Raw genomic sequence first — 23,269 nt, forward strand, 5'->3', positions numbered from 1 at the left:
TGACTAAAGATTTAAATCTAAAAAGCCCCGCCGTTGACTGTTTTATTAAAAACGTCACAACAACGAGGCTTCAGGTTGGCTTAAATTAAGCTGCTAAGATTGTTTTAAGATCTTGATCTGGCGTTGTGATAGAACGCATATCGAACTCATCTTGAATAATCTTTAGTAAGTTTTCTGTTAGGAATGCAGGTGCAGTTGGACCAGTGTAAATGCCTTTCACACCCAGAGCGAACAAAGTAAGCAGGATAACAATTGCTTTTTGCTCGAACCAAGATAGAACTAGCGTTAGTGGTAGTTCGTTAATGCCACAATCAAACTCTTGAGACAATGCGATAGCAAGCTGAATCGCGGAGTAAGCATCGTTACATTGGCCAACATCTAACAGACGTGGGATACCGTTGATGTCGCCGAATTGGTTCTTGTTGAAACGGAATTTACCACATGCCAATGTCAGGATTACTGAATCTTCTGGCGCTTGAGCTGTGAAGTCTGTGTAGTAACTACGCTCAGACTTGTCACCGTCACAACCACCCACTAGGAAGAAGTGCTTGATGTTGCCTTCTTTCACTTGCTCAATAACCGCAGGTGCCGCTTCCATCAGTGCGTTACGACCAAAACCGACAGTGATCATCTGCTCAATCTCGTCGTGTTTGAAACCGTCTTGCGCAAGAGCACAGTCGATTACTGCGCTGAAATCGTCGCCTTCAAGGTGATCAACACCCGGCCAGCCTACAATGCTACGTGTAAATAGACGGTCTGCGTATGAACCTACATCAGGGTTAAGCAGACAGTTAGATGTCATTACGATGGCACCAGGGAAGTTAGCGAATTCTTTTTGCTGGTTCTGCCAAGCGCTGCCGTAGTTACCCGCAAGGTGTGGGTACTTGTTCAACTCAGGGTAACCGTGTGCAGGTAGCATCTCACCGTTAGTGTAAACGTTGATGCCCTTGCCTTCAGTTTGTTGAAGGATCTTTTCTAGATCATGTAAGTCGTGACCAGAAACAAGGATGCAGTGACCCTTCTTAGTCTTCACATTCACCGTTGTAGGTTGTGGGTGACCAAATGTATCTGTCTCGCCCTTGTCTAGCATTTCCATTACTTTGTAGTTCATCAAGCCAATCTGCATTGATGTATCAAGTAACTGTTTTAGGTCGGTTGGATCTGTACCTAGGAATGCCATGATTTCATGGTATTCAGCGAAAATAGCATTGTCAGTTTGACCAAGAACACGAGCATGCTCCATGTAGGCTGCCGCACCTTTTAAGCCGTATAGGCAAAGAAGGCGAAGACCAATCACGTCTTCGTGTTGAGAGTCGTGACCACGGTTTACCGCAGCTTGAGGCGCAAGTGCCAATAGCTCTGAAGAATCTGTTGGAAGATCGAATTGCGCAGCAGCCGAAAGTGCTGGAATTTCAAAACCAATCAATGTTGCTGCTGCGCGAACTTTTTGCTCTAAACGCTGCTTGAATTCATGAGACTGTTGTGCGAATTCGATAATACGAGCAGGGTCAAAGTTAACGTTAGTCAGTGTTGCGAAGAATGCTTTTGGTGCCCACTCATCAACTTCTGTATCAATAACATCGCAAGCGCGACCTAAGCTTGCCCAAAAAGAGACACCTTGCAGAGAATGCACCAACACGTCTTGAAGGTCGGATACTTCCGACGTTTTTCCGCACATACCTTGTGCGAAAGAACAGCCTTTTACGGTTGGGGTTTGAATTGTTTGTTCACATTGAATACAGAACATAAGGGCTCCAGTAATATTTTTGTTAACTATAAGTGCTTTGCTTACAGTGACTTATTCCAAACCCTATAAAGCATCAACCGTGCCAACTTTTAACTCATTGATTTTATTGAACTTAGTTTTATTCCCTTATTTTAGTGCGTGATTATGACTACATATAAACTCCTTAAGAGCACACATGCGTGTCATAGTGACTCTCAAAGATTAATTAACGACGTTCATGTTTCGTTCAGAATAGAAGCGATAAAGTAACAACATAGAAAAAGAGGAATGAACATGAAAAATATATTAGTTACGATTGTTGCGTTGTTTACTGGCCTTTTGGCGTTATTCACTAGCTTGATCCTTGCTATTCCTTTAGCTATTGCAGCTTTAATCACTGGCAAGCGCATTCAGAATCAAATGAAGAAACAGGGATTCGCAGCCCACATGAACACACGTCAATCATCAACCAGTGATGCCGGTGTTATTGAAGGTGAATACGAAGATCTTTCAAGCAGAAAGTAACCTAAACTTTAGTTTCAAGCATAGTGAAAGCACAACAGAGACAAGATTACATAATGCAAAGAAAGCCCCTCCTAGCACTGCTGGCCTTAACAACTTTAAGTCTCGTTGGTTGTTCCAACGAGACATCTATACCCGCTTACGAAACTTCTCCAGGGTTGCCTAGCTATAGGCAAGACAGCTTTGATGCCTACGTCAATGACACCCAAGATTGGTTATTGAAAAACCGTGTGTTCATGACGGAAGACAAGCAACTAGAGATCCAACTTAATTCACCAACCGAGTATCAACCAACCTCACCAAATGGCAAGGCGGTGTTACTGGTTCATGGATTAGGCGACTCACCCTATTCGTTTAAAGATATTGCAACCCATTTAGCTGAGCAAGGTTACTTAGTGAGAACCGTATTGCTTCCGGGTCACGGTAGTCGCGTGGGTGACTTAATGCAGCCAAGCCTAGAGGATTGGCAAGGTGTGGTAGCTCATCATACAAAATTACTTGAGCAAAAGTACAATTCTGTTTGGCTAGGCGGCTATTCCACTGGCGCGAATCTCGTGACTTCACAAGCGATACATGATCCAAAGATCTCTGGGCTACTGCTGTTCTCTCCAGCGTTTCAACCGAGCTCATCTGCGGTTCAATATGCTGGGCTAGCGAGCTATTTTGTCACTTGGGCCGATCAAGATCCTGAAGACAATGTACTGCGTTATAACTCACTGCCAATGAATGGTGCTTCGGTTTATTACGAAACTTCAGAAGTGGTTCGCGAAGACTTACAAGATAAACACTTCGATAAGCCAGTGTTCATTATGATGAGTGAAGGCGACAGTGTGATTGATACTAGCTATGTTCAGCAGGCGTTTACTGAGTCTATGCCAAACCCAAACAACGTATTGATTTGGCAAGGGGAAACCACACTCGACGATCCTCGCGCGGTTCAATACAGTATGAAGATCCCTGAACAACGTATCTCTAACGGTTCGCACATGGGCTTGTTATTCTCGCCAAACAATCCGTACTACGGCATCAATGGCAGCGAGAAGATCTGCTCGAATGGTCAGGCTCAAGGTTTTGAAGAACAGTGCAATGCGACGAGTGAAGTATGGTACTCAGCGTGGGGATATCGCGAAGAAGGTAAAAACCATGCGCGTTTAACCTACAACCCTTACTTTTCCGATTCGATGAAAAAGCTAGACGAAGTTCTGAACTCAGAAGGCTAAAGACTCACTCGATAAAAACCTAAAAAGGCTCACTAGATAATGTCTAGTGAGCCTTTTTTATGGATATAGTTTAGATCCGTGTCGTTGCTATCCACGTCATTTTTTCGGTGTCCGGACTACCGCTAGATCGTCCACACAACACGGACAGCAAGAAGAATCAAAACCACACCTGAAAGTCGGTCAATCAACTGCGCTTTAGAACGGATTCTTTCAACGATCAGTGGGCTCGATAGCACCAAGGTGATGAAGGTGTACCAAAGACCATCAACAATCAACGGTGTTGAAACAATGATCACTTGATTGCTGAGTTCATTACCTAACGCTACGAATTGGCTAAACAGAGCGATAAAGAACAACGCGATCTTTGGGCTCAAGATAGAGATCAAGAAAGCCTCGCGAGCAGACTGCATGTAGCTCATCTGTTCACCCGCTTCCAACTTCGCTGCAACGCCACCTTTCGAACGCAACGCATTCACGCCAAGGTAAAGCAGATACGCAGCCCCCGCCAAGCTGATCCCTTTAAATAGCATTGGCGATTGTTCTAGTAACACAGCCAAACCGACGATGGTTGCGAAGGCATAAATACCGATGCCAGCCGCGTGTGACCAAGCTGCGATAAGTCCATTGATACGGCCACCAGCCAAACTATGCTTAGCGATCATCGCCAAGCTTGGGCCCGGAGACATTGCACCCAACAAGCAAATCGCTAATAAAGAAAACCAAATTGTTACTGTCATCATTCCATTCCTAGTAAAACAAAGCGTTCCAGCTGAACACTCTACAATTAATACTCAATACTTAGCGCTTACAATATGCCGCAGCAGGTATTATTTGAAATCAAAGATTATCATTACTAGTATGATTTGAAATCATACTTATATTGTAACTCGACTTTTGGATGGCTTTAAACGCTTTCTCTCGAGCCCATTTATGGGCAGAGTCGTTGTCATACTTAGGATGCCATATCAGCCAATAGGTATGCATTTCTGTCTCAAACGGCAGCGAAAAGTAAGCGACATCGAGATGTCGCCCCAAGTTATAAGCAATATGCTCCGGCACAATCATCAAGTAATCGTCTTGCATTAACACGTTTCCCGCCGATGAAAAGAACGGTACCTGCAATGCGATTCTGCGTTTATGTCCCTGTTTCTTTAACGCAATATCCGAATAGCTGTCTTTGTCTCCCCCACCCGTGACTTTGATATGTGAGTAACTCACGATGTCTTCCGAGCTTATGGCTGATTGCTTAGCCAACGGATGAGAGGCTCTCATCAAACACACGGACTTATCCTCTCCGAGCTTGATACTTGAGACATGATCCGGCTTTTTGGGGAACATACTCGACGCCAAGTGAATACCTGATTCATTGAGCGTTTCAAGGAAGTTAGGCTGCCACAAGCGATAAGCCAAGTTGATATGGGGCGCATCCTTCGACACCTCGGACACAATAATGGGCAAGATATACTGGGCAACATAATCACTCGAAGCCAACACCAATTCACCTTGCCAATCTTGTGGATCAAATGGCTTATCATCTAATAAGTGGTCAAACTCGCCCAGCAAGTCATCGAGCTTGCCTTTAAGCAACAAAGCACGGTTGGTTGGAACCAGTTTGTTCCCATCACGAACCAACAAAGGATCACCACATAGCTCTCTAAGCTGAGCCAGTTGACGGCTAACCGCCGACTGCGTGATGTGCAGACGCTGAGCGGCTCGACTGACATGGCACTCTTCAAGAAGCACATGCAATGAACGCAATAGGTTTAAGTTGATATTGCCTAGCATGAAGTTACCGTCGGGTTCAGTTTGTTAAAAAACTCGGTCAGCACAGTATGAGTCATTAGGTGACGCAGATCTGGATAGCTTTGCAGTTGGTCGCGAACTTGATTTAAACGCTCCATGCTTTCTACTTCAACATACAGCATCATATCGGTCTCACCGCTTATCGAATGACACCATTGCACACCATCAATACTCTGGATTCGTTGCGCGTAAGATTCACAACTATGGTCGCTGCTCGACATGTCGAATTTCAGCAAAATATAAGCGCACACATTCTTCGTTTGATTTGGCTCTGTCACTTGAGCGCAGTAACCCGTAATCACTTTGTCGCTTTCCAGTTTTTTGATTCTGGCATTCACTGCCGAGCGCGAGAGGCTGACATCTCGGGCGATATCGCTCACTGAGCATCGTGCATTGGTTTTGAGAATATCCAAAATCTGGCGATCAAATTTATCCATACTTTTGATTCTTTCCACTTATTGTTCTATTTATAACGCCTAATTTGACACAACTTTCCGACTTATAACAGCCATTATGACAACCGACATTTTCACGCTTAAACGGATTAATACCGTCAAAATAGCGGTGTCTTACGACGTTTCGCTAGCTGTATTATTGATGTCGACAATGTATGATTTCAATCTCAGTATTACCCATCCCAGAATAAGCACCAAAAGCTAGGAGAGCGAATGACACAACTCAAACAAGAAATCACGCTAATGTCCGGAATTGGACAGCTCTCTACGACCTTGCTGGGTACTGGGCTATTTATGATTCCCGCTATCGCTGCAGGTATTGCAGGTCAGTTGTCGCTGCTGGCATGGTTAATCTTGTTTATCGCCATTTGCCCAATCGCCCTTACCTTTGCAGCATTAGGAAAACGCTACCCCAACGCAGGTGGCACCGCCTATTTTGTACGCCAAGCGTTCAGCGAGCGTTTAGAAACAAGTGTTGCTTGGTTGTTTGTGAGTGTTATTCCTGTCGGCATTCCAGCTGCGATTGCATTAGCGGGCGGCTTTGCTCAACAATTGTTACCCGCACCTCTCGACACACCGCTTGGTGCTCAGTCCTTTACCGTAGCCCTGCTGATTACCGTCAACTTGATGGGCAGTAAATCTTCTGGCCGCCTACAAACCGTAATCGCGTTGTCGATTTTCGCCTTAGTTAGCGCTTTTGTTTGGAAAGCCGATATCACGATAGCCGATGTTACTCTTCCTGCTATCTCGTCCGATTCGATGTGGTCTATCGGCGCAGCTTTGGCTGTTATGTTTTGGTGCTTTGTCGGAATAGAAGCTTTTGCTCACATGGGAGAGGAGTTCAAAAATCCACAACGTGACTTCCCAATCGCCATCATTGCAGGCTGTTTTGTTGCGGGGTTAGTGTACTGGGCTTGTTCCGTGGTGATTCTTAAACTGGGGGCTTACGGCTCACCTGAATTTGATGCCGCATCCATCCCGTGGGTAACAGAACAACTGTTTGGCAATGGCTTCAAAACGATCATCAGTGTACTTGGTTTCTTTGCTTGTTTTGCTAGCCTAAACCTTTACACACAAAGCCTATCACGAATGATCTGGGCTCAAGCTCGACAACACACTCCGACAAGTAGAATGGCTCAATTGAACAGCCGCGGCGTACCACTTTACCCAACATTAGCAATTGGCTTTATCGCGCTTATTTCGTGTGTGATTGGTGAGTTGTCTAACTTGGACCTCGAGTTCTTTCTCAAGCTCGCCAACGGTATTTTTGTTCTGGTTTATCTGCTCGCGATGTTAGCCGCTTGCCGATTACTGACTGGCGCATCTAGATACACCGCCATGCTCTCACTGGTCATCTGTACCTTGGTGTTTATTTGTTTAAGCTGGTCGATGCTCTATGCTGTCACTATTTTTGTGACATTGTCACTCCCTTGGCGTAAGTGGCTAGGTAAAGGTAAAACCGTTTCTGTCGACAAGTTATAACTCGATTAATGATGAATCGACAAACTGTAAGCAAGCCCTACCAATATTACTGATAAAAAAGCCGAGCGATCTGTTTGATCTTCGGCTTTATGTCAGCCAAACGGATATTTCCAAACCCCAACACCGCACCACTCCAATCACGAACATCACTTGATCCATATTCATAAAAGTCAAAAGGACGAATGATGATATTTTCAAGCTCTGCTCTACGGTTCCATTCCTGTTCTGATATTCCGTTCGACCATTTAACTGTCACATGCAACCCTGCCGCTTGGCTAATCACTTCAAGATCGCCATGAAACTCACTTTTAATCGCTTCTATCATCACTTCATGCTTGAGTTTGTATGAACGACGCATCTTTCTAATATGACGCAATAAATCGCCTTCGCGAACAAAATCCGCCAAAGCTTCTTGTGTATGGGACGCCGTGTCTCCGGTGAGCGCGTCTTTAATCTCAAGACACTTTGCCACGAGATTTGCAGGCACCACTAAATAACCTAATCGCAGGCCATTGAACATCACCTTACTCAGAGAGCCGACATAGATGATGCGATCATCGAACCCTAACTTACCCGCCAAACCTTGCATGCTGGTATAAGGGCGATGAGCAAACTGGAACTCACTGTCATAATCATCTTCAATGATCCATGACTGATGTTTGTTAGCCCAATCGATCAACTTGAGGCGTTGCTCAATATTGAGGGTCGTGCCCATTGGGTATTGGTTACTTGGCGTGACATAGAGAGCCTTAGCATTACTGGACAACACTTTTTCAGTATCTAACCCAACCTTTTCACGCACACTCACACCGTCTAGCTCTAGCCTCAACAGATCGATAATTTTATGCACTTGTCGATAGCCGGGCTCTTCCACAAGGATTTTGTCGCCCATCGCTAACGTCGCCATCAAACCGATTGAGATAGCTTGCTGAGCACCTGCGGTTATGATGATTCTGTCAGCACTACAGTGAACCGAGCGACTGCTTGCAAGATATCTGCTCAACGCTTCCCTCAAGGCTAAGCTTCCCTGAACCTCTTGATTGCCCGCAATGCTCTGACGTGTAGAGTGACGTTGCAGCAGCCTCTGCCATTTCGCAAAAGGGAATGCATCTAAGTCAGGAACTCCGGGGGCAAAGCTGCGGTTAATGTCGTTAGGTGTCGCTATGTTTGCACTCGGTTTACTGACGGTTTGTTGAATCTTCGCATCCTGAACACACTTCGGTTGAGACAAACTTAGAAAGTGTTCAGGCTGTTCAACCGACACATAAAACCCTGAGCCTTGCTTACTCTCAATATAACCTTCAGTAACCAGTTGTTCGTACGCATAAATCACCGTATTTCGACTCACCGATAACTCGACGGCTAGCTTACGTGTTGAAGGTAACTTGCTGCCCTTGCTCCATAAATCTTGAACGATCTTCTCTCTGATCGCTTGGAACAAGGCGGTTTGACGTGTGTCATGTTGCTCGTCTAACTGTAAGTCACCGACATCAATAGGCTGCATAACTGGATCCAAATAGTGTTTAAAAGTGGCTCTATTTAATAGACCAGTTAATCGCTACATTAATCAAAAGGCAATGATTAAGGAGCGATTATGTTATCTAACACGAAAAGAACCACGATTAAAAAAGGGGCTCACAAAGCCGTATTTGAACAAGAGAAACTTCATCAAATCATAGATGAGAGCTTAATCGCACACATTGCATTGCAAGGCGAACATGGACCAATGGTTATCCCGATGCTCGCGTGGCGAGTGGATGACAAGGTCTACATTCATGGCGCTAAAAACAGCCGCTTGTTGAAAGGCTTAAAAAAAGGAGAGCCAACCTGTTTAACGTTCACTTTGTTCGATGGTTGGGTGTTAGCTCGTTCGGCATTTCATCACAGTGCGCATTATCGTTCTGCTGTGGTGTTGGGGGCATTTTCAGTCATCGATGACAACCAAGAAAAAGATCGCTTATTGAACATCTTCATTGAGCAAATCGCGCCGGGCAGAACCGATGAAGTCAGGCTCAGTAACGAAAAAGAACTCACCGCGACCGAGTTATTGGCGATACCTTTAACGGAAGCCTCCGTGAAGATTGGTAAACATGGTGTGAATGATGATAAAACCGATATGGATATCCCAGTATGGGCTGGCGTATTACCTTATCGAACGATCGTGGGGCCATTAGAAACGGTGCCTGAGCAAGAAGGCGTTATCGTTAAGCCTGATTATCAAGCAGCCTATGGCGAACGTTGGTATCAGAATTAGCACGACAAGGTGGTCAGCAAAGGATAATTGTATACAATCTGGTTTATCAAATTTTTAACATAACTAAATAGCTAATCAGACAATGCAGAATAATAAGGAAACTCTCCCACTTCAAGGCTTGCTCAATGGTATTGGGCAAGTCTATTTCACGTCATCTGTCATGACGTCGATTTTGCTATTATTTGCCATTTCTATTGAGTCAATTGCACTGGCTTTTCTTACCTTGCTTGGCGCCAGTTGCAGCTATGCATTAGCCTTCTGTTGCTATATCTACACCAACACCAACACCAACACCAACACCAACACCAACACCAACAAGGCAGCTTACGATATTGATAGTGGTATGTATGCGTTAAATGGGGCTTTAATTGGTTTATTTATCGGTAACTTTTTTGGTGTCACACCATTATTGGTTCTAGTGGCTGTGTTAGGCGCATTACTCACAGTCCCGATTGCCAACATTGTATTCAGATTTAAAAAATATCGCGGTTACACTAGCGCCTTTATCCTCACCTCTTGGCTGATTTATGCTATCCAATCGACCTTAGATCTATCGGCATTTTCTCCATCCAACTCCGTATTGATACCAATAATCAGTTTTGAGGCAAACTCGTGGTTCAACCTACCGATAGTGGTGATCCCGTTGTTAAAAGGGATCAGCCAAGTCAGCTTTATAGACAATGCGTTGTCAGGGCTCGTTATCTTAATCGCCATCGCACTTAACAACCTAAAGCATGCCACTTGGGTTGTGCTAGCAGTAATAATGAGCACCATTTTTAGTAAGATGATTGGTGCTTCTAACGAGCTGGTTGCCCAAGGTCTTTATGGGTACAACGCCATTCTTGCCACTCTAGCGCTTGTGCTCTATCCGCGAATCCCTTGGCCGTTAATCCTATTAGGCATTCATTTGAGCTGCCTTGTGACACTTGGCTTTCATGAACTGTCACTACTGCCACTCACCGCCCCTTTTGTTTTAAGTACTTGGGGGATTGTCTATCTGTCTGGAGTGATGAAAAAAAATCGCGTTACCAGTTAACGGTTTAATCCGCCTGATTTAGCTGACAAGAGAAAGCTATCAGTACTTTAAACAAGACTAATCGAGAACATTCATTCTTTCGTAGTTTTTCATGCTCAGAGCTTTCCTTATATCTTTGCCATATCATCTCAATACCTTCGACCGTTTCTACTCTGGGGGCCAGCACTCTAGATTGAAAATGCTCCAGTAAAACCAGATAAATCGAACTCTCGAACAAAGGTATATCTTTCTTATAGATAGCTTGAGCTAAACAAAACCATTTGCTCTTAGGCCTTGCTTTAACATAGCGGTACAACAATGCTGTACTCAAAATCACAAGAACAACGATGACAGCGAGTCCGACCAATAGCACCTTGTACTGCTCCATAAAAGAAGCAAAGGTGTGCGACACTTGCCAACTTCGCTCAGGTAAGACAAGAGTTCTTTGCTGTTGAAACTCTGAATCCCACCAAAAAACGCTAACCGCAGGAAGCGTAACCTGGCCAGCGTTGTTCACTATATAAGTCACCCTTTCTAACCTTTGAGCCTGACGCACACCCCTTTGCTCATCATCTCGATACTGAGTTGATTCAGGATATACCAAAAATTGACTCGTTAAGGAATCAGGGAGTGTCGTGATTTCCGGCAAAAGTGCACTGATGGTGTCATGCGCGGATAACGTAATTTCACGAGTGATCGCGTCGCCTACACTGAGCTGTTCTTCCAAGCCCTGTGTGCTTTCATTTTGAGAGACAAGCGTCCACTTTTCTTTTAGCCTAGCTTCAGCACCTGTTAACCATTTCTGATCAGACGTCATATTGGCAGAAGGCTTATGAGCATTGAAAGACAAAGCCTTCGTCATCACCACCCCATCAACATTATTGCTGCCGTGCTTTACGCCAATCTCAAGCGCGACAGGAGGGATTTGATACTCTCCACTATGTAATGGGTAAAGCACAATTTCCCAGAGTTGTTTGGAGTACACTTTCCCATCAATACGTTCTGTGGAGTTCACAGCAAAAGAACTCACAGGCAGCACTACCGCATTATCAACCTCGATACGGTGCACCTTGGTGCCTTTGGTGAACCATGTGTCTGTCCTCACTTCGATATTGAGAGTAACCTGCTCATGCACTGCAATATCTAAACTGGCATGACTCAGCCAAGTATTAAGTTTTACATTGCCTTGCTCATAGAGTGAGGCTAGCTTCTGACTGTGGGTATTGGGCTGGCTATAAGCAAAATGACTCATTAAGCTAATAACCAAACACAAAAGCTGAAATAACTTACTTAGCTTCATCTTTCCACTCCGTTTGGTTAGCTACCCCTTGCTGATACTGCAATGCAAACTTGGTTGAGATAAAGCTCGATAGATCACTCTGAACTCGCTTCATCCATTTTTCGTTGGCACCTGGATCACTCAAGATTTGTTCAGCGGATAAGACTTCTTGAATCACTTGATCTTGTTCTACTTGCTGCTTTACACCATCCGAGCGTTTTGGCTTATCACCATTTTCTCGGCTCACCTGACGTTCATTGCTTTTCGATTGTTCCTTCGTAAAACTATCAATATAAGCAATCACATCTTCAACAATCTTTAAGTTATGAAGTGCTTCTTGATTATCAGGGTCTTGCTCCAAGATCTCTCGATACAAAGACCTTGCCGCAACAAACTCTTTTTGATTCGCTAATGAAGCCGCCGCACCTAATTGCCCCTGTAAGGTATCACTGCGCATATAGAATTGTTGTGCCACTTCGTATTCGCCAGCTTGGTAATAGGCCGTTGCTTTCCAGTACTCATTTTCAAAGATTTGCGCGGCTTGTTGGTATTCTTGATCTTGATAATACAGAGCTCCCTGCTGATCTTTAGTCAGCCAAATATCGACCAACGAAAACTCTGCTGCGTATAAATTAGGGCTGTAAGTCGCGCTATAAAATAGAGAAACCACAACGCACCATTGAACTAGCCAACCTTTTCTAAACCACAATAAATACGGTACCAGCACCACCCACACCAAAGGGTAACTTGCATCAAACCAAGGCTCAGCTTGGTCTGCTGAAAGCTCAGCAAAAGACGTTACTTTCCCACTAAGGTTATGTATATCTTGGTTATCTTGAGTAAAAGCAACGAAGTCACCATGCACAGAGCTGGCTAATTTCGATAGAGTTTCAATTTCCATAGGTAACGGGGATGGAACATCTTGATTGCCAACACCATAAACAAGCAGTTGATAGCCTTTTTCCTTGAAATAACCTTGATACTCACGGTAAGCCAGTTGATTAACGGCATCGGTCACCAGCAATACTGTTGCATTGTCAGTTTCAGATACCAATTTGTTGATGACAGGTAAGGTATATTCCGCAAACTTCCCCTCTCTTGGCATTACTTCGGGGTGAATAGCCTCTAATAGAGGCTTAAACACCGCAATATCTTGCGTTAAAGGCATCGCTAAATGAGCGGAGCCCGAATAGACGACTAACGCGGTTTTCCCTTTGCCTTGCAAGTCGATAAGCCGCGCTATTTTTTGCTTTGCTCTAAACAGACGACTTGGCGCAACATCCTTTTGTAACATTGACTCAGAGACATCAAGCACAATTACCAAAGGCGTAGTGTCTTCTGCAAAAGGCGAAGGCTGACGATACCAACTTGGCCCAGAAGCAATCACTATCACGACCAAGCAGATGACACTGAGCATAACGATCGGAAGATGCTTAACACGAGACGACTCGCCAACACGTAAAGCATCAGACAAGTGCTTGGGCAAATGGGTTACCCACGAATTTTGCTTTTGGCTTCGGCGCCAGTTCGTTATCAGCACCCCAGCAAGTGGCACGATTAACAGCAACCATTCAGGGCGTATAAAGTGAAAGTTTCCCATCATAAAGCCCTCCTATTTAGAGTCACAGGCTTGATACGAAGTCGCAAAACAGATCGAACCACCATAAACACTAAGTGATAGATGAAGGCGATAAGCAAAGGCACATAATGGAGGCTTTGTTTTGGCTGATAACGGTAACTTTCAAACACACTAGGTTCGAGTTCATTGATGGTGTCGTACACGTTATCCAGCTCAGTAGGTGACATCGCTAGAAAGCTCTGTCCCCCCGTTAACTTGGCAACAGTCTCAATGATTTCCATATCAATCGCTTGCTCACCTGAAGTGTTAGGGCTCCCCATTGCCACAAGATGAATTTTAATGTTGTGCGCAGCAGCCACTTTAGCGGCATCAATCGGCGGCACTAAGCTGTCGGTATCATTGCCATCGGTAAGTACAATCATCAAGTGATCTCGGCCAAGATGTTCGTGAGTAAGGCGTTCATGCTCATGTTTTTCAGGAGCAAGGTTTTCAGGAACAAGGTCTTCAGAAGAAAGCTGATCAGGTTGAGCGCTATCTAAGCCGGATGACAGCTCCTGCTTGTCTTTCTGATTCTTGGAAAGAAACGTCTTAATACCCAGACCGATTGCATCGCCCAAATGGGTACTTTGCCCTGCCATTGCAGGCTCGGTTTCATTTAACAGCGCTAACCATGCGGTGTGATCAGCCGTAAAGGGCGATTGTAAAAAAGCAGAATCACCGAAGACTATCAGGCCGAGTCGGTCGCCACTTCGCTTTTGACTGAACGTGTCCAACACCTCTATTGAGGCCGCCAATCGAGTCACTTGGTTACCAGCACGATTAGAGAAGTCATCTGTTGCCATAGAGCCCGACAGATCCAAAACAATCATTACATCACGGCCAGCTAGCTCTCTCGTCTCTTCAGGCCCTAACCAAACAGGTTTTGCAGCTGCCAGTACGACTAAAAGCCAACCTAGAATCAGAGAAGAGCGTTGCCAAATACCCGCCTTAATCTGGTTTGATCCTTTCTCAGCACTCAGACCTAAACTTGATGTCAACGCATCAAAAAAAGGCACTTTCAAGGCAATTTGAGGAGTTTGATGGCTCGGAACAAAAGAGTAGATAAGAATCGGCAAGGGCAATAAGGCAAAGACCCAAAGGTATTCAAACTCGATCATCCGTCCCCCTCACATGGCTTTTTACCCACGCAATGGCGCTTAAACGAATCTGACTTAATTCACTTTCGGTCCAGCTATAATCTGATGCGGGCTTGTAGATATCTTGCTGCCATTGCAATAAAAGCGTTCGGTCAAAAACCTGATGCGGTGAAGAAACAGTGAGGAACTCCCCCACTCATTGCCACTGAGCATCGCGACCTTACTTCCAGGAAACGAACAACAAGCTACTTGCTTCAACAGACTGTTTATTCTGCGTAACTCTTGTTGCTGGCGCTGATTATCAATGGTGTCTTGTTTAATTCTACTGATCGCTTTTACCGCCAGACGACGATATTTGTTCGCTTTGTAGGAGTGAAAAAGGTGGAACGATTTCCAAGCCCCCCACACTAAGATCAGAACAAATGTGGCTTTCCAACCAATTGTTGTTGGCAACCAACTGACATCAACAGTAGAGGCAGGATCGATAAAACCTTTGAGTAAAACTCGATTATCGGACACAGTAGCCCCCACTCATTTTTTGAATAAAATCAGCGATGTGGTTCCCAGACGTGTCTAATCTAACCACATCAACTCCACCAGCACTCAATAACTGATGGATATCTTGGTAGCCTTGCTGGATTGTTTGGTTGTATCGATGAAGTTTCTCGTTCAATGAGGTATCAGCCAATAGCTGCCACTCACCATCACTGATATGAATCGGTTGAGAAAATTGAAGTTCCAGTTCCATAGGGTCGTTGACAGCGACACCCATCAAATCATTGTGCTGCTTTAACCATTTGATTCGTTGAACATCTTGTTTTGTAGCATCATTGAAGTCGCTGATCATCACGATCAAACAACCCTTTAGTTTTTGCTGCGTTAGCTTAGTCAAAGCATCGGATAACCCTGAACCTGCGACCTCTTTAGTTTTCTGTTCTTTACGAGACAAACCTTGATTCGCGACCGCCAGAGACTGAAGAATCCGTGCAACATGTGCAGAATGACGTTGTGGTTTGTGCCAGTACAGCTGATCATTTGAAAAGATTAACGCTCCAATGCGATCGCTGTCTTTTAATACCTTCCAAGCACAGCAAGCCGCAACTTGAGCTGCCGCCACAGATTTCATAGTATCAACCGATGAAAAGAACATGCTACTGCGTTGATCGACGAGCAACACCACCGGCAGATCTTTTTCTTCACTTTGAACCCTTACATGAGGTTCAAGCATTCTCTGTGTGACATTCCAGTCAATACTACGAATATCATCGCCTATTTGATAGTGACGAAACTCTTCAAAGTTAAGCCCTCGACCACGGTAGCGAGATAAATGGTTACCCGCTTGTCGAGAACGGCTTTTAGCTATGGGTGGCAACGAGAAACCTGTCGACTTCAATTTTGTCGCCATCAGAGATTCAAACGAGCTAACAACCCTTACGTCATCTGATACATTCATAACAACGTTCCCTAAGAGAGAGGCACATTGAGCAATAGCTCATCAACTATCTGTTCTGCGGTCACCGAGTTCGACAATGCATCAAAACTTGGAGTAATACGGTGACTTAATACCGAGCCCACGACCGTTCTCACGTCATCTGGAGTCACATAATCACGCCCCGCTAACCAAGCATGAGCACGGCTGCATTTGTCTAGTGCGATCGATGCGCGAGGACTTACGCCAACATCAATCCACTTATCTAAATTTGAATCCGGGTACAAATGTGGGAAGCGCGTTGCCATAACAAGATCCACAATATATTGCTTAATGGGCTGTGAGGTATGGATACGCATTACCGCCTCCTTACCAGCTGCAATGTGCTCAACACCGCCTTCAAATGCCGCTGCTAGCAATTCATTTTGTTCTTGTTGTAGCGTTCCTGAATCCATACTCTTATTCACTTCCTCATCAATTACTGCGAGCTCTTCCTTACGCACTAGATCAATAATCAACATTTCAGAGTCTCGCTCTGGATAGCCAACATTCACTTTCATCATGAAGCGATCCATCTGCGCCTCTGGTAGCGGGTATGTGCCCTCTTGTTCAACGGGATTTTGCGTTGCTATCACAAAAAAGGGTTCTGGCAGTGGCATGGTTTCACCCGCAACCGTCACTGTACCTTCAGCCATCGCTTCTAAAAGCGCGGCCTGAACTTTGGCTGGTGCTCTGTTAATTTCATCAGCCAGCACCATAGAACTGAAAATAGGCCCAGGTTGGAACGTCAGCTTCGACTGCTCTTGATGATAAATCTGAGTACCAGTTACATCGGAAGGAAGCAGATCGGGAGTGAATTGCACACGGCTAAAAGCCATATTCAATTGTTCCGCCAATATTTTAGCGGCGCGAGTTTTTGCCGTTCCAGGAAGCCCTTCCAATAAAAGATGCCCACCCGACAACAACGCAATCATCATTGATTGTGTGACATGAGCTTGACCGATAATGGATTGGTTCGTCAGTTCAATTAACTGACAAATGGCTGCTCGAGTATCTGTAGACATAACGTTACCTTGTAAGGCTACCTAAATAAGCTGTAATTCCTGAATAGGTATATCAGCGTTGATTTAATTTGGCAGATAGAGTTTTTTTAGTTTCGATACAACATCTTGAGGTGCGACAGATTCAAGTTCAGCAAGGCACTGGTTCGCATCTTGTCCTGCAACTAATAAGGTGTCGCACAAAGCGTATAGATAGGCTGGTTGCTCATGATCTTGATAAATAGCCCGATAGACATTAATCGCAGCCTCAGCATCATGTTCTCGCGCTAAAGTCGCGTAAGTGTATCCATAAGAACCGTTCATCGATTCAAGTTCATACGCATTTCTCAGGCGACGTAGCGCCTTCACGCTTTCCCCAGTTCGCAAGTAAGACAGGCCAAGGCTATAATGCAATGCCGCCGATTCAGGAAACTCTATCAACGTTTGCTTTAAAATAGACTGAGCGTGTTCATCGTCATCAATGCCTTTTAAATACTCTGCGTAAGCAATAGCAACCCTAGGCTCTTTATGATTTTCATATCGATCTAAGTAGATCAGCTCGGCCTGTTGAAATTTGCTTTGTAAGGTGTAGATCCAAGCTCGCTCTAAATCACCATCAAGATCGTTGGAGAGTAAGGTTAGGTGCCTATCGATTGCCGGAGCCAAGCGGTCGAGGTACTCGCCGGATAACTGCGGCCAAAGAATAATCAAAGTTCGGACAGCCTGAGCTTCAACATCGCGGTCAACATCATCAAGTAATGGGTAGACAACATCCCACTTTGCTTTACCCTGCCACTGTTCTGCGGCTTGTATTGCTGCCAAGCGCATTTGTGGATGTTCAGAACGCGACGCTCTAGCAACGGCAATAACCGCATTCGGGCCATAATACATCCCTAAATTCACGGTCGCTGCGGCACGTTGTTCTATGGGTAGAGCTTCATTTTGAGAGTACTCCGCGAGTAATTGCTCACGATGTTCAACAACAGTGGCCACTTGGCTTGCGCTTTCGCTACCTGAAGGTTGAACACTAGTTGCCAGAGTGACACAAGAGTAAAAGCTAAGTAGCATTCCAACAAAAATGAGCACCACTGCTGGCCAATTAACTAACCGATGTTTCATATTGGGTGACGCTCTACAGACAATTGTTGAGATAACTCTTCAGCCCTCACCAACAGCGCATGCATAAAGTAAATCTCATCCGTTTTCGCGAAGTTATGAAATTCAAGCCATTGGTTTAGCCCTTCAAGTGTTTGAGCTTGCTCGACCTTTTCTTGCTCATCACTTAAGTAACCCAACGTTTTTAAGCCAGACACCAACTCTTCATAGTTAGCCGGAGGCATCATCAAAGTGATAAATTGCGGCTCATTAGTCATTAAAAGTACATCGTAATTCGCTTTAGCTATCTCGTAGTTTGTGCGTTTTAGTTCGTACTTTTCATCGCATTGAGCGTTATTAGGGCGTTTTTGGCAAAGGTTAAAAAGCGAAGCAAATTCTGTATATCGTTCACTTTTAGTTTGGAAAGCCATATCAATCACAGCTTTTACCGATCCTTGATTAAATAGAGTGTCTGTCGGTGAGACCGCTTTGGTCTGGGCGGTAACCGTTTGGCTAATCAGTGCAACAACAAGCAGCACAATAGTTTTTAGTTTCATCAGATAATGCCTCTATTTAAAATTGATCTTCATTGCATCGCCATTGATGCCTTTATTCACTGGGTAGCCCATAGTCGCAACAACCATTGAAATATAAGGATCAATATGTGAGAAGAACTGCTTCCAGCCTGCACACAAATAGTTCAACCCTGTTTCGCCATCGAGGGTTTTGATGAAGCGATTTTTCGGACACTCACCAAAACAAGCAAACTGATAAGTACACTCGCGGCACTGTTTAGGTAACGTTGATTCTTTTGCTCGGCCAAACTCTTCTTGGCCTTGTGAAAACTGCAGATCTTCGAGTTTGGCATCCTTGATATTGCCGAGTTTGTAATCGGGGTAAACGTAATGGTCACAAACAAAAACATCACCGTTATGTTCAATGGCTAAGCCCTTTCCACACATGGGAGCAAGCGTGCAAAGTGGGTTCACTCGCCCCATCCAGGTTTCAACACAAGATTCAAAGTACGGTACATTCACGTTACCGATGTCATTCTCTAACCACTCATCAAAAATGGTGCACAAAAAATCACCCCATTGATGAGCAGAAACACACCAAGACTCTACAATTGAATTTGGATGACTAGGCTCAGTTTCAGGCATGCCTTGAAAAAGAATCTCTTCTTCAGACCATTTCTGTGGTGCTGTCTCTCGGAATGATTTCGGTTCGACGATAGGGATGAACTGCATCTGTGGTGAGCGAATTTCATCACGTAGAAAGCGGTATACTTCGAGTGGATTTGAACCCGTAAGGTTGTTTACACAAGTCAACGTCGCAAAGTTGACCTTGTGTTTATGAAGAATGTCGACACCTCTCATGGTTTGTTTAAACGAGCCTCGTCCCGATCTGTTGGTACGATAAGCGTTATGAATCATTTCTGGTCCATCAATGCTCAAGCCAACCATGAAATTGTTTTTGCTTAAGAACTTGCCCCAATCATCATTCAGTAACGTCCCATTAGTCTGCAGGTTGTTCTCGATTTTCACGCCTTTTGGGCAGTATTTTTTTTGCAAGCGGACTACATCACGAAAGAAGTTCACGCCTAATAACGTCGGTTCTCCGCCTTGCCAATGGAAAATAATCTCAGGGAAATTTTGCTGCTCAATATAAGCTTTAATATAGGTGTCGAGCATCTCTTCGCTCATTTGAGTCGCACAGCCACGCTCATGGCCCAACAACTCTTCTTTACTTAGGTAGTAACAGTAAGTGCAATCAATATTACATGCTGATCCAATAGGCTTGGTCATGATATTCATACGTTTCGCGGGGGCTGCTTTTGGCAACATAATGGTGTTGTGTTGAGCTGATTGGGTCATTGTTATTCCTCTTCTCGTTCACTCACATTCACTGTGCGATTACTTCCCTAAGATGGAAACCTGTAACGGTTATCTAAGGCTATTATTCAACAGCACTTATCAGTCGTAATCAGTAGTATTACGGATTCTGTTCATTGTTAATAAAAACCAAAGATCTCCTGAAATCAAAAAAAGAGCGGTCACTAGGACTAATGCCAGTCAGTTAAGCTGACTGGCATTTTTTCTGTTTGTTGCATATTTCTTGGGTTTCAGTTTTACCCAGCGAGGATAGCTTCTATCTTCTCTTCGGGGTGGTAGGATAAACATAGATACTTGCTGTAATAACACTTCATAGTGTTTAGGTAGTTTTCCCGGGCTCGTTAAAGGTAAAGCAGCGAAGTATTGAGTCACAGCCATGGCACTACTCGTAAAGCTTAATTGATTCGGCCAGATGCTATCTAACTTACTCGCTGCTTTTGTCATAACCTGCCTTATAAGGTTATAGGCTAACAAAATTCCCCAGAGCTCCTGTTTGACCATATCTGGCCGCTTACTTCGCAATGTATACTCACTATCCAGCAAGGTTTGCTTCATTTCCCGATAGCCTAATTCGATCTCCCAACGATAGCGATAGAGCTCTACGATGTCTTCACCAGGAAAGCGCAACCCATCACACATTGATGTAAGTACCTGATATTCCTTACCCTTGATAATTTTCGATACTAACCTTGCTTCTATTGTCTCAGGGAGATCACTGAACTTCTTTCTTGCCTGAGGTGTTGTTTTTATGGCAACGATAGCGTCACTCCGGCTGTATTTATGGACGACTTCATACTGAAAGTCCTTTCTCACAGGGAGCATCCAATGCCTTTCTTGACCTACTTTGTTCCAACGATTAAGCAGCCCTAAAGAGTAATATCCTTTATCAAAAATAGTCAGAGAATGATTTGGTGTTTGCTCGATGAGCTCTTCTGCGAGCCGCATTTCGCTGGTGCGATAGTCAGAGAATGCACTATCGATTAGTTGATGACTTGTAAGCTCCATCAAGCAAACCATACGTACCTTAGGGTAAATATTTTCAGATGATTGATTACGCTGTGCTTTAAATTCTTGATGATTTTCAGGTGTATCTGTTGTTCTCCAAACGACACCATCGACGGAGAGAAGGTTTAATCCACACCAAGTTTCGAAGTTAGACGCTTGATAGCTATGCGCTGCCATCTTCTTAAAGACTTGCTTTACACCTTCTTCACCTAATCTCTGCCTCGCTTGAACAACAGCACTTGGTGCAACAAAGCGTTGTTTGTCTGGCAGGACAATATCGAGTTGGTTAGCGATATCCCAAACAGATTGTTGACGAAAGAGACTCATTCCAACAACGGACCAAAGTACTGCTTCCAAAGGTAACCGCCTTCTTCTAACGGTTGCTACGCCAGCTTGCTCAAAGCCTTGCTGGATAAGCTCTGGACTAAGAATGTCAGAGTATTTGTCAAAGTGATGGAAGGTATTACATGACCGAAAAGTATTAGCAAGTTGGCTTTCTAAAGACATAAAAAATCCGATATTAGTTTCCTAATATCGGATTTTGAAGCCTTTTGAGGATCGGTCAAATGATCTCACAAATTTCTTAACTGATCGGCATTAGTCACTAGGACCGCTCTTTTTAGGGGTTTATCAACTTTTCAGCGGGGGCTGATTTGACTCACCTATCAACTAAAAAATATGACTTTATTGATCAATATTATTAGCTAGTCACTCAATATTATTGGTATTGAGCGCGCTGCCAGATTTGCATCTTATCGGCGATTTTGTCGATAGAGAAAGAACCTGGAACTTGGCGTGGTGGAAATTCTTGGAATGTTTTCAAGAACTGGAATGTGTAAGCCGCACCCAAGTACATGTATGGAAGGTGCTCTACACGCCACTGTTGGTAGCCTACGCCATCTTTATGCGCATTCTCATATGGGTCTTGGCGTAGGTTAAAGATGTAAGGGAAACGCAGCTCTTCGAACTGGCACTGCCACGTTTCAACACCATGACACTCGTTCACAGTGAACATCACTTTCCAGTCGCCCATACGAACGGCTGAAATATGACCATCATCAGCTGCATAAACGAAGCCCTTACGAGGCCACTCAACAGAGTTGTCTGCTGTTGTGTTATTACCTTTCTTAAGAGCCGGCATTAAATCAAAGCCATCTAGATGAACTTTGTACTCTTTACCATTAAGTTTTTTGCCTTTTTTCAGGTCAGCAACAATGTTTTTCTCACCAGCTGCACCCAGGAATGTTGGAGCCCAGTCATTGTGCGCTGCAATTTCGTTTGCAACAGAGCCCGCAGGGATTTTGTTCGGCCAGCGCATCATTGCTGGTACACGGAAACCACCTTCCCACGTTGAGTTCTTCTCACCGTAGTAACGAGATGTTGCGCCATCGGGCCAAGACCATTTCTCTGCACCGTTATCAGTGGTGTACGAAACGATTGTGTTGTCTGCAATTTTAAGTTCATCTAGTTTATCAAGCAGTTGACCGACCATGTTATCGTGTTCAACTAGACCGTCCCCATAAAGGCCACCACGTTTTGACAAGCCTTTAGACTCTTCTTTCAAGTGGGTCCAAACGTGCATGCGCGTTGAGTTAAACCATACGAAGAATGGTTTTTTCTCTTTATGAGCGCGGTCGATAAAGTCTAATGCACCTTCTAGGAACTCTTCATCCACAGTTTCCATACGTTTAATCGTTAGAGCACCTGTATCTTCGATACGACCATCAGCGTATGAATGAATAACGCCACGCGGGCCAAAACGCTTCTTAAATCCGGGCGCTTGTGGGTAATCTGGGTGTTCTGGTTCTTCTTCTGCATTCAGGTGGTAAAGACTACCCATGAACTCATCAAAACCATTAGCCGTTGGTAAGTGCTCATCTCGGTCACCAAGATGGTTTTTACCAAATTGCCCTGTCATGTAACCCTTGGCCTTGAGCATCGTTGCGATTGTAGGATCTTCTTGGCGCATACCTTCAGCAGCGCCTGGCATGCCTACTTTTGTCAAACCCGTACGCATTGGGTGTTGGCCTGTGATGAATGCACTACGACCCGCTGTACAAGAGTTTTCACCGTAGAAGTCAGTAAACAACACGCCTTCGTTTGCAATACGATCAATATTCGGAGTCCAGTGACCAGCTTGACCACGTGTATATGCCGAAATATTGTCGATACCAATATCATCACCCCAGATAGCTAGGATGTTAGGGCGGCTCGTATCCGTCGTCGCATAACTTGCCATTGCAGTTGATGCAAGCGCGGCGCCCATCGCAAGTTGTAGGAAGGTTTTCTTTTTGAACATAGCTCAAGACCTTTTGTAATTTTAAAAGTAATTTCTTT

Annotated in this window: 21 protein-coding genes; 5 read left to right on the forward strand and 16 right to left on the reverse strand. The window is 44.5% G+C overall.

The annotated features are described in order from the left end of the window. Positions 1 to 85: 85 nt before the first annotated feature. Complete coding sequence (gene hcp, locus AB8613_RS16340) at positions 86 to 1,747, reverse strand: hydroxylamine reductase (RefSeq protein ID WP_372385250.1); 1,662 nt, start codon at positions 1,745 to 1,747, stop codon at positions 86 to 88. 273 nt (positions 1,748 to 2,020) lie between these two features. On the opposite strand from hcp, the gene AB8613_RS16345 reads away from it, so the two are divergent. Further along, the gene (locus tag AB8613_RS16345) at positions 2,021 to 2,251 is read left to right on the forward strand and encodes a hypothetical protein (protein ID WP_009845683.1); all 231 of its coding nucleotides are present in this window, start codon (positions 2,021 to 2,023) and stop codon (positions 2,249 to 2,251) included. Between the two features lie 53 nt (positions 2,252 to 2,304). After that, positions 2,305 to 3,468, forward strand: a complete 1,164-nt coding sequence (locus AB8613_RS16350; RefSeq protein WP_146490042.1) for a carboxylesterase — start codon at positions 2,305 to 2,307, stop codon at positions 3,466 to 3,468. 122 nt (positions 3,469 to 3,590) lie between these two features. Here the strand turns inward: AB8613_RS16350 and AB8613_RS16355 are convergent, their stop codons facing one another. From AB8613_RS16355 to AB8613_RS16365, 3 genes are all read right to left on the reverse strand, one after another. Further along, positions 3,591 to 4,205: a LysE family translocator gene (locus AB8613_RS16355; RefSeq protein WP_017630487.1), complete on the reverse strand. Its 615-nt coding sequence runs from the start codon at positions 4,203 to 4,205 to the stop codon at positions 3,591 to 3,593. Positions 4,206 to 4,305: 100 nt separating this feature from the next. Next, entirely contained in the window at positions 4,306 to 5,253 is a 948-nt protein-coding gene (locus AB8613_RS16360) for a LysR family transcriptional regulator (RefSeq protein ID WP_285953501.1), read from the reverse strand. Next, complete coding sequence (locus tag AB8613_RS16365) at positions 5,247 to 5,708, reverse strand: Lrp/AsnC family transcriptional regulator (protein ID WP_146490040.1); 462 nt, start codon at positions 5,706 to 5,708, stop codon at positions 5,247 to 5,249. Before AB8613_RS16365 ends, AB8613_RS16360 begins: the two co-directional genes overlap by 7 nt. A 231-nt stretch (positions 5,709 to 5,939) precedes the next feature. Here AB8613_RS16365 and yjeH point away from each other — a divergent pair, with 231 nt between their 5' ends. Beyond that, entirely contained in the window at positions 5,940 to 7,208 is a 1,269-nt protein-coding gene (yjeH, locus tag AB8613_RS16370) for an L-methionine/branched-chain amino acid transporter (RefSeq protein WP_285953502.1), read from the forward strand. A gap of 46 nt (positions 7,209 to 7,254) precedes the next feature. On the opposite strand, the gene AB8613_RS16375 is transcribed toward yjeH, so the two are convergent. Continuing rightward, on the reverse strand, positions 7,255 to 8,712 hold the full coding sequence (locus AB8613_RS16375; RefSeq protein WP_372385251.1) for a PLP-dependent aminotransferase family protein: 1,458 nt from the start codon (positions 8,710 to 8,712) through the stop codon (positions 7,255 to 7,257). A 90-nt stretch (positions 8,713 to 8,802) separates the two neighbouring features. Between AB8613_RS16375 and AB8613_RS16380 the strand changes: the two genes are divergently transcribed. Continuing rightward, positions 8,803 to 9,462: a pyridoxamine 5'-phosphate oxidase family protein gene (locus AB8613_RS16380; protein ID WP_372385252.1), complete on the forward strand. Its 660-nt coding sequence runs from the start codon at positions 8,803 to 8,805 to the stop codon at positions 9,460 to 9,462. 82 nt (positions 9,463 to 9,544) lie between these two features. Continuing rightward, positions 9,545 to 10,498, forward strand: a complete 954-nt coding sequence (locus tag AB8613_RS16385; RefSeq protein WP_372385253.1) for an urea transporter — start codon at positions 9,545 to 9,547, stop codon at positions 10,496 to 10,498. Between the two features lie 4 nt (positions 10,499 to 10,502). Here the strand turns inward: AB8613_RS16385 and AB8613_RS16390 are convergent, their stop codons facing one another. The 11 genes from AB8613_RS16390 to AB8613_RS16440 form a co-directional block, all read right to left on the reverse strand. Further along, positions 10,503 to 11,777 (reverse strand): BatD family protein, encoded by a 1,275-nt coding sequence (locus AB8613_RS16390; RefSeq protein WP_372385254.1) that lies wholly within the window; start codon positions 11,775 to 11,777, stop codon positions 10,503 to 10,505. Next, positions 11,764 to 13,359: a VWA domain-containing protein gene (locus AB8613_RS16395; RefSeq protein WP_372385255.1), complete on the reverse strand. Its 1,596-nt coding sequence runs from the start codon at positions 13,357 to 13,359 to the stop codon at positions 11,764 to 11,766. Before AB8613_RS16395 ends, AB8613_RS16390 begins: the two co-directional genes overlap by 14 nt. Next, a complete protein-coding gene (locus AB8613_RS16400; protein WP_372385256.1) occupies positions 13,356 to 14,492 on the reverse strand; it encodes a VWA domain-containing protein in 1,137 nt (378 codons plus the stop codon). The genes AB8613_RS16395 and AB8613_RS16400 overlap by 4 nt, the downstream gene beginning before the upstream one ends. A gap of 54 nt (positions 14,493 to 14,546) precedes the next feature. Further along, positions 14,547 to 14,990, reverse strand: a complete 444-nt coding sequence (locus AB8613_RS16405; protein ID WP_372385257.1) for a DUF4381 domain-containing protein — start codon at positions 14,988 to 14,990, stop codon at positions 14,547 to 14,549. Then, positions 14,980 to 15,924, reverse strand: coding sequence for a DUF58 domain-containing protein (locus AB8613_RS16410; RefSeq protein ID WP_372385258.1), 945 nt, complete (start codon positions 15,922 to 15,924; stop codon positions 14,980 to 14,982). Before AB8613_RS16410 ends, AB8613_RS16405 begins: the two co-directional genes overlap by 11 nt. Positions 15,925 to 15,935: 11 nt before the next feature. Beyond that, a complete protein-coding gene (locus AB8613_RS16415; protein ID WP_372385259.1) occupies positions 15,936 to 16,964 on the reverse strand; it encodes an AAA family ATPase in 1,029 nt (342 codons plus the stop codon). 63 nt (positions 16,965 to 17,027) lie between these two features. After that, positions 17,028 to 18,059: a hypothetical protein gene (locus tag AB8613_RS16420; protein WP_327784444.1), complete on the reverse strand. Its 1,032-nt coding sequence runs from the start codon at positions 18,057 to 18,059 to the stop codon at positions 17,028 to 17,030. Then, positions 18,056 to 18,592, reverse strand: a complete 537-nt coding sequence (locus AB8613_RS16425) for a hypothetical protein (RefSeq protein WP_372385260.1) — start codon at positions 18,590 to 18,592, stop codon at positions 18,056 to 18,058. The genes AB8613_RS16420 and AB8613_RS16425 overlap by 4 nt, the downstream gene beginning before the upstream one ends. 12 nt (positions 18,593 to 18,604) lie before the next feature. Continuing rightward, positions 18,605 to 19,915, reverse strand: a complete 1,311-nt coding sequence (locus AB8613_RS16430; RefSeq protein WP_372385831.1) for an anaerobic sulfatase maturase — start codon at positions 19,913 to 19,915, stop codon at positions 18,605 to 18,607. A gap of 192 nt (positions 19,916 to 20,107) precedes the next feature. After that, a complete protein-coding gene (locus AB8613_RS16435) occupies positions 20,108 to 21,439 on the reverse strand; it encodes an IS4 family transposase (protein ID WP_372383695.1) in 1,332 nt (443 codons plus the stop codon). A 211-nt stretch (positions 21,440 to 21,650) separates the two neighbouring features. After that, positions 21,651 to 23,231 (reverse strand): arylsulfatase, encoded by a 1,581-nt coding sequence (locus tag AB8613_RS16440; RefSeq protein ID WP_061017566.1) that lies wholly within the window; start codon positions 23,229 to 23,231, stop codon positions 21,651 to 21,653. Between the last annotated feature and the right edge of the window lie 38 nt (positions 23,232 to 23,269).

The sequence above is a fragment of the Vibrio sp. BS-M-Sm-2 genome (assembly GCF_041504345.1).
Lineage (GTDB): Bacteria > Pseudomonadota > Gammaproteobacteria > Enterobacterales > Vibrionaceae > Vibrio > Vibrio satsumensis.

What these genes read in the sequence shown, in the direction of transcription:
- AB8613_RS16380 (WP_372385252.1), top strand. Translation starts at nt 8,803, where the DNA reads ATGTTATCTAACACGAAAAGAACCACGATTAAAAAAGGGGCTCACAAA.
- AB8613_RS16425 (WP_372385260.1), bottom strand. Translation starts at nt 18,592, where the DNA reads ATGAAACTAAAAACTATTGTGCTGCTTGTTGTTGCACTGATTAGCCAA.
- AB8613_RS16435 (WP_372383695.1), bottom strand. Translation starts at nt 21,439, where the DNA reads ATGTCTTTAGAAAGCCAACTTGCTAATACTTTTCGGTCATGTAATACC.
- AB8613_RS16400 (WP_372385256.1), bottom strand. Translation starts at nt 14,492, where the DNA reads ATGATCGAGTTTGAATACCTTTGGGTCTTTGCCTTATTGCCCTTGCCG.
- AB8613_RS16365 (WP_146490040.1), bottom strand. Translation starts at nt 5,708, where the DNA reads ATGGATAAATTTGATCGCCAGATTTTGGATATTCTCAAAACCAATGCA.
- AB8613_RS16410 (WP_372385258.1), bottom strand. Translation starts at nt 15,924, where the DNA reads ATGAATGTATCAGATGACGTAAGGGTTGTTAGCTCGTTTGAATCTCTG.
- AB8613_RS16355 (WP_017630487.1), bottom strand. Translation starts at nt 4,205, where the DNA reads ATGACAGTAACAATTTGGTTTTCTTTATTAGCGATTTGCTTGTTGGGT.
- AB8613_RS16415 (WP_372385259.1), bottom strand. Translation starts at nt 16,964, where the DNA reads ATGTCTACAGATACTCGAGCAGCCATTTGTCAGTTAATTGAACTGACG.
- AB8613_RS16395 (WP_372385255.1), bottom strand. Translation starts at nt 13,359, where the DNA reads ATGATGGGAAACTTTCACTTTATACGCCCTGAATGGTTGCTGTTAATC.
- AB8613_RS16345 (WP_009845683.1), top strand. Translation starts at nt 2,021, where the DNA reads ATGAAAAATATATTAGTTACGATTGTTGCGTTGTTTACTGGCCTTTTG.
- AB8613_RS16420 (WP_327784444.1), bottom strand. Translation starts at nt 18,059, where the DNA reads ATGAAACATCGGTTAGTTAATTGGCCAGCAGTGGTGCTCATTTTTGTT.
- AB8613_RS16375 (WP_372385251.1), bottom strand. Translation starts at nt 8,712, where the DNA reads ATGCAGCCTATTGATGTCGGTGACTTACAGTTAGACGAGCAACATGAC.
- hcp (WP_372385250.1), bottom strand. Translation starts at nt 1,747, where the DNA reads ATGTTCTGTATTCAATGTGAACAAACAATTCAAACCCCAACCGTAAAA.
- AB8613_RS16390 (WP_372385254.1), bottom strand. Translation starts at nt 11,777, where the DNA reads ATGAAGCTAAGTAAGTTATTTCAGCTTTTGTGTTTGGTTATTAGCTTA.
- AB8613_RS16350 (WP_146490042.1), top strand. Translation starts at nt 2,305, where the DNA reads ATGCAAAGAAAGCCCCTCCTAGCACTGCTGGCCTTAACAACTTTAAGT.
- AB8613_RS16385 (WP_372385253.1), top strand. Translation starts at nt 9,545, where the DNA reads ATGCAGAATAATAAGGAAACTCTCCCACTTCAAGGCTTGCTCAATGGT.
- AB8613_RS16360 (WP_285953501.1), bottom strand. Translation starts at nt 5,253, where the DNA reads ATGCTAGGCAATATCAACTTAAACCTATTGCGTTCATTGCATGTGCTT.
- yjeH (WP_285953502.1), top strand. Translation starts at nt 5,940, where the DNA reads ATGACACAACTCAAACAAGAAATCACGCTAATGTCCGGAATTGGACAG.
- AB8613_RS16440 (WP_061017566.1), bottom strand. Translation starts at nt 23,231, where the DNA reads ATGTTCAAAAAGAAAACCTTCCTACAACTTGCGATGGGCGCCGCGCTT.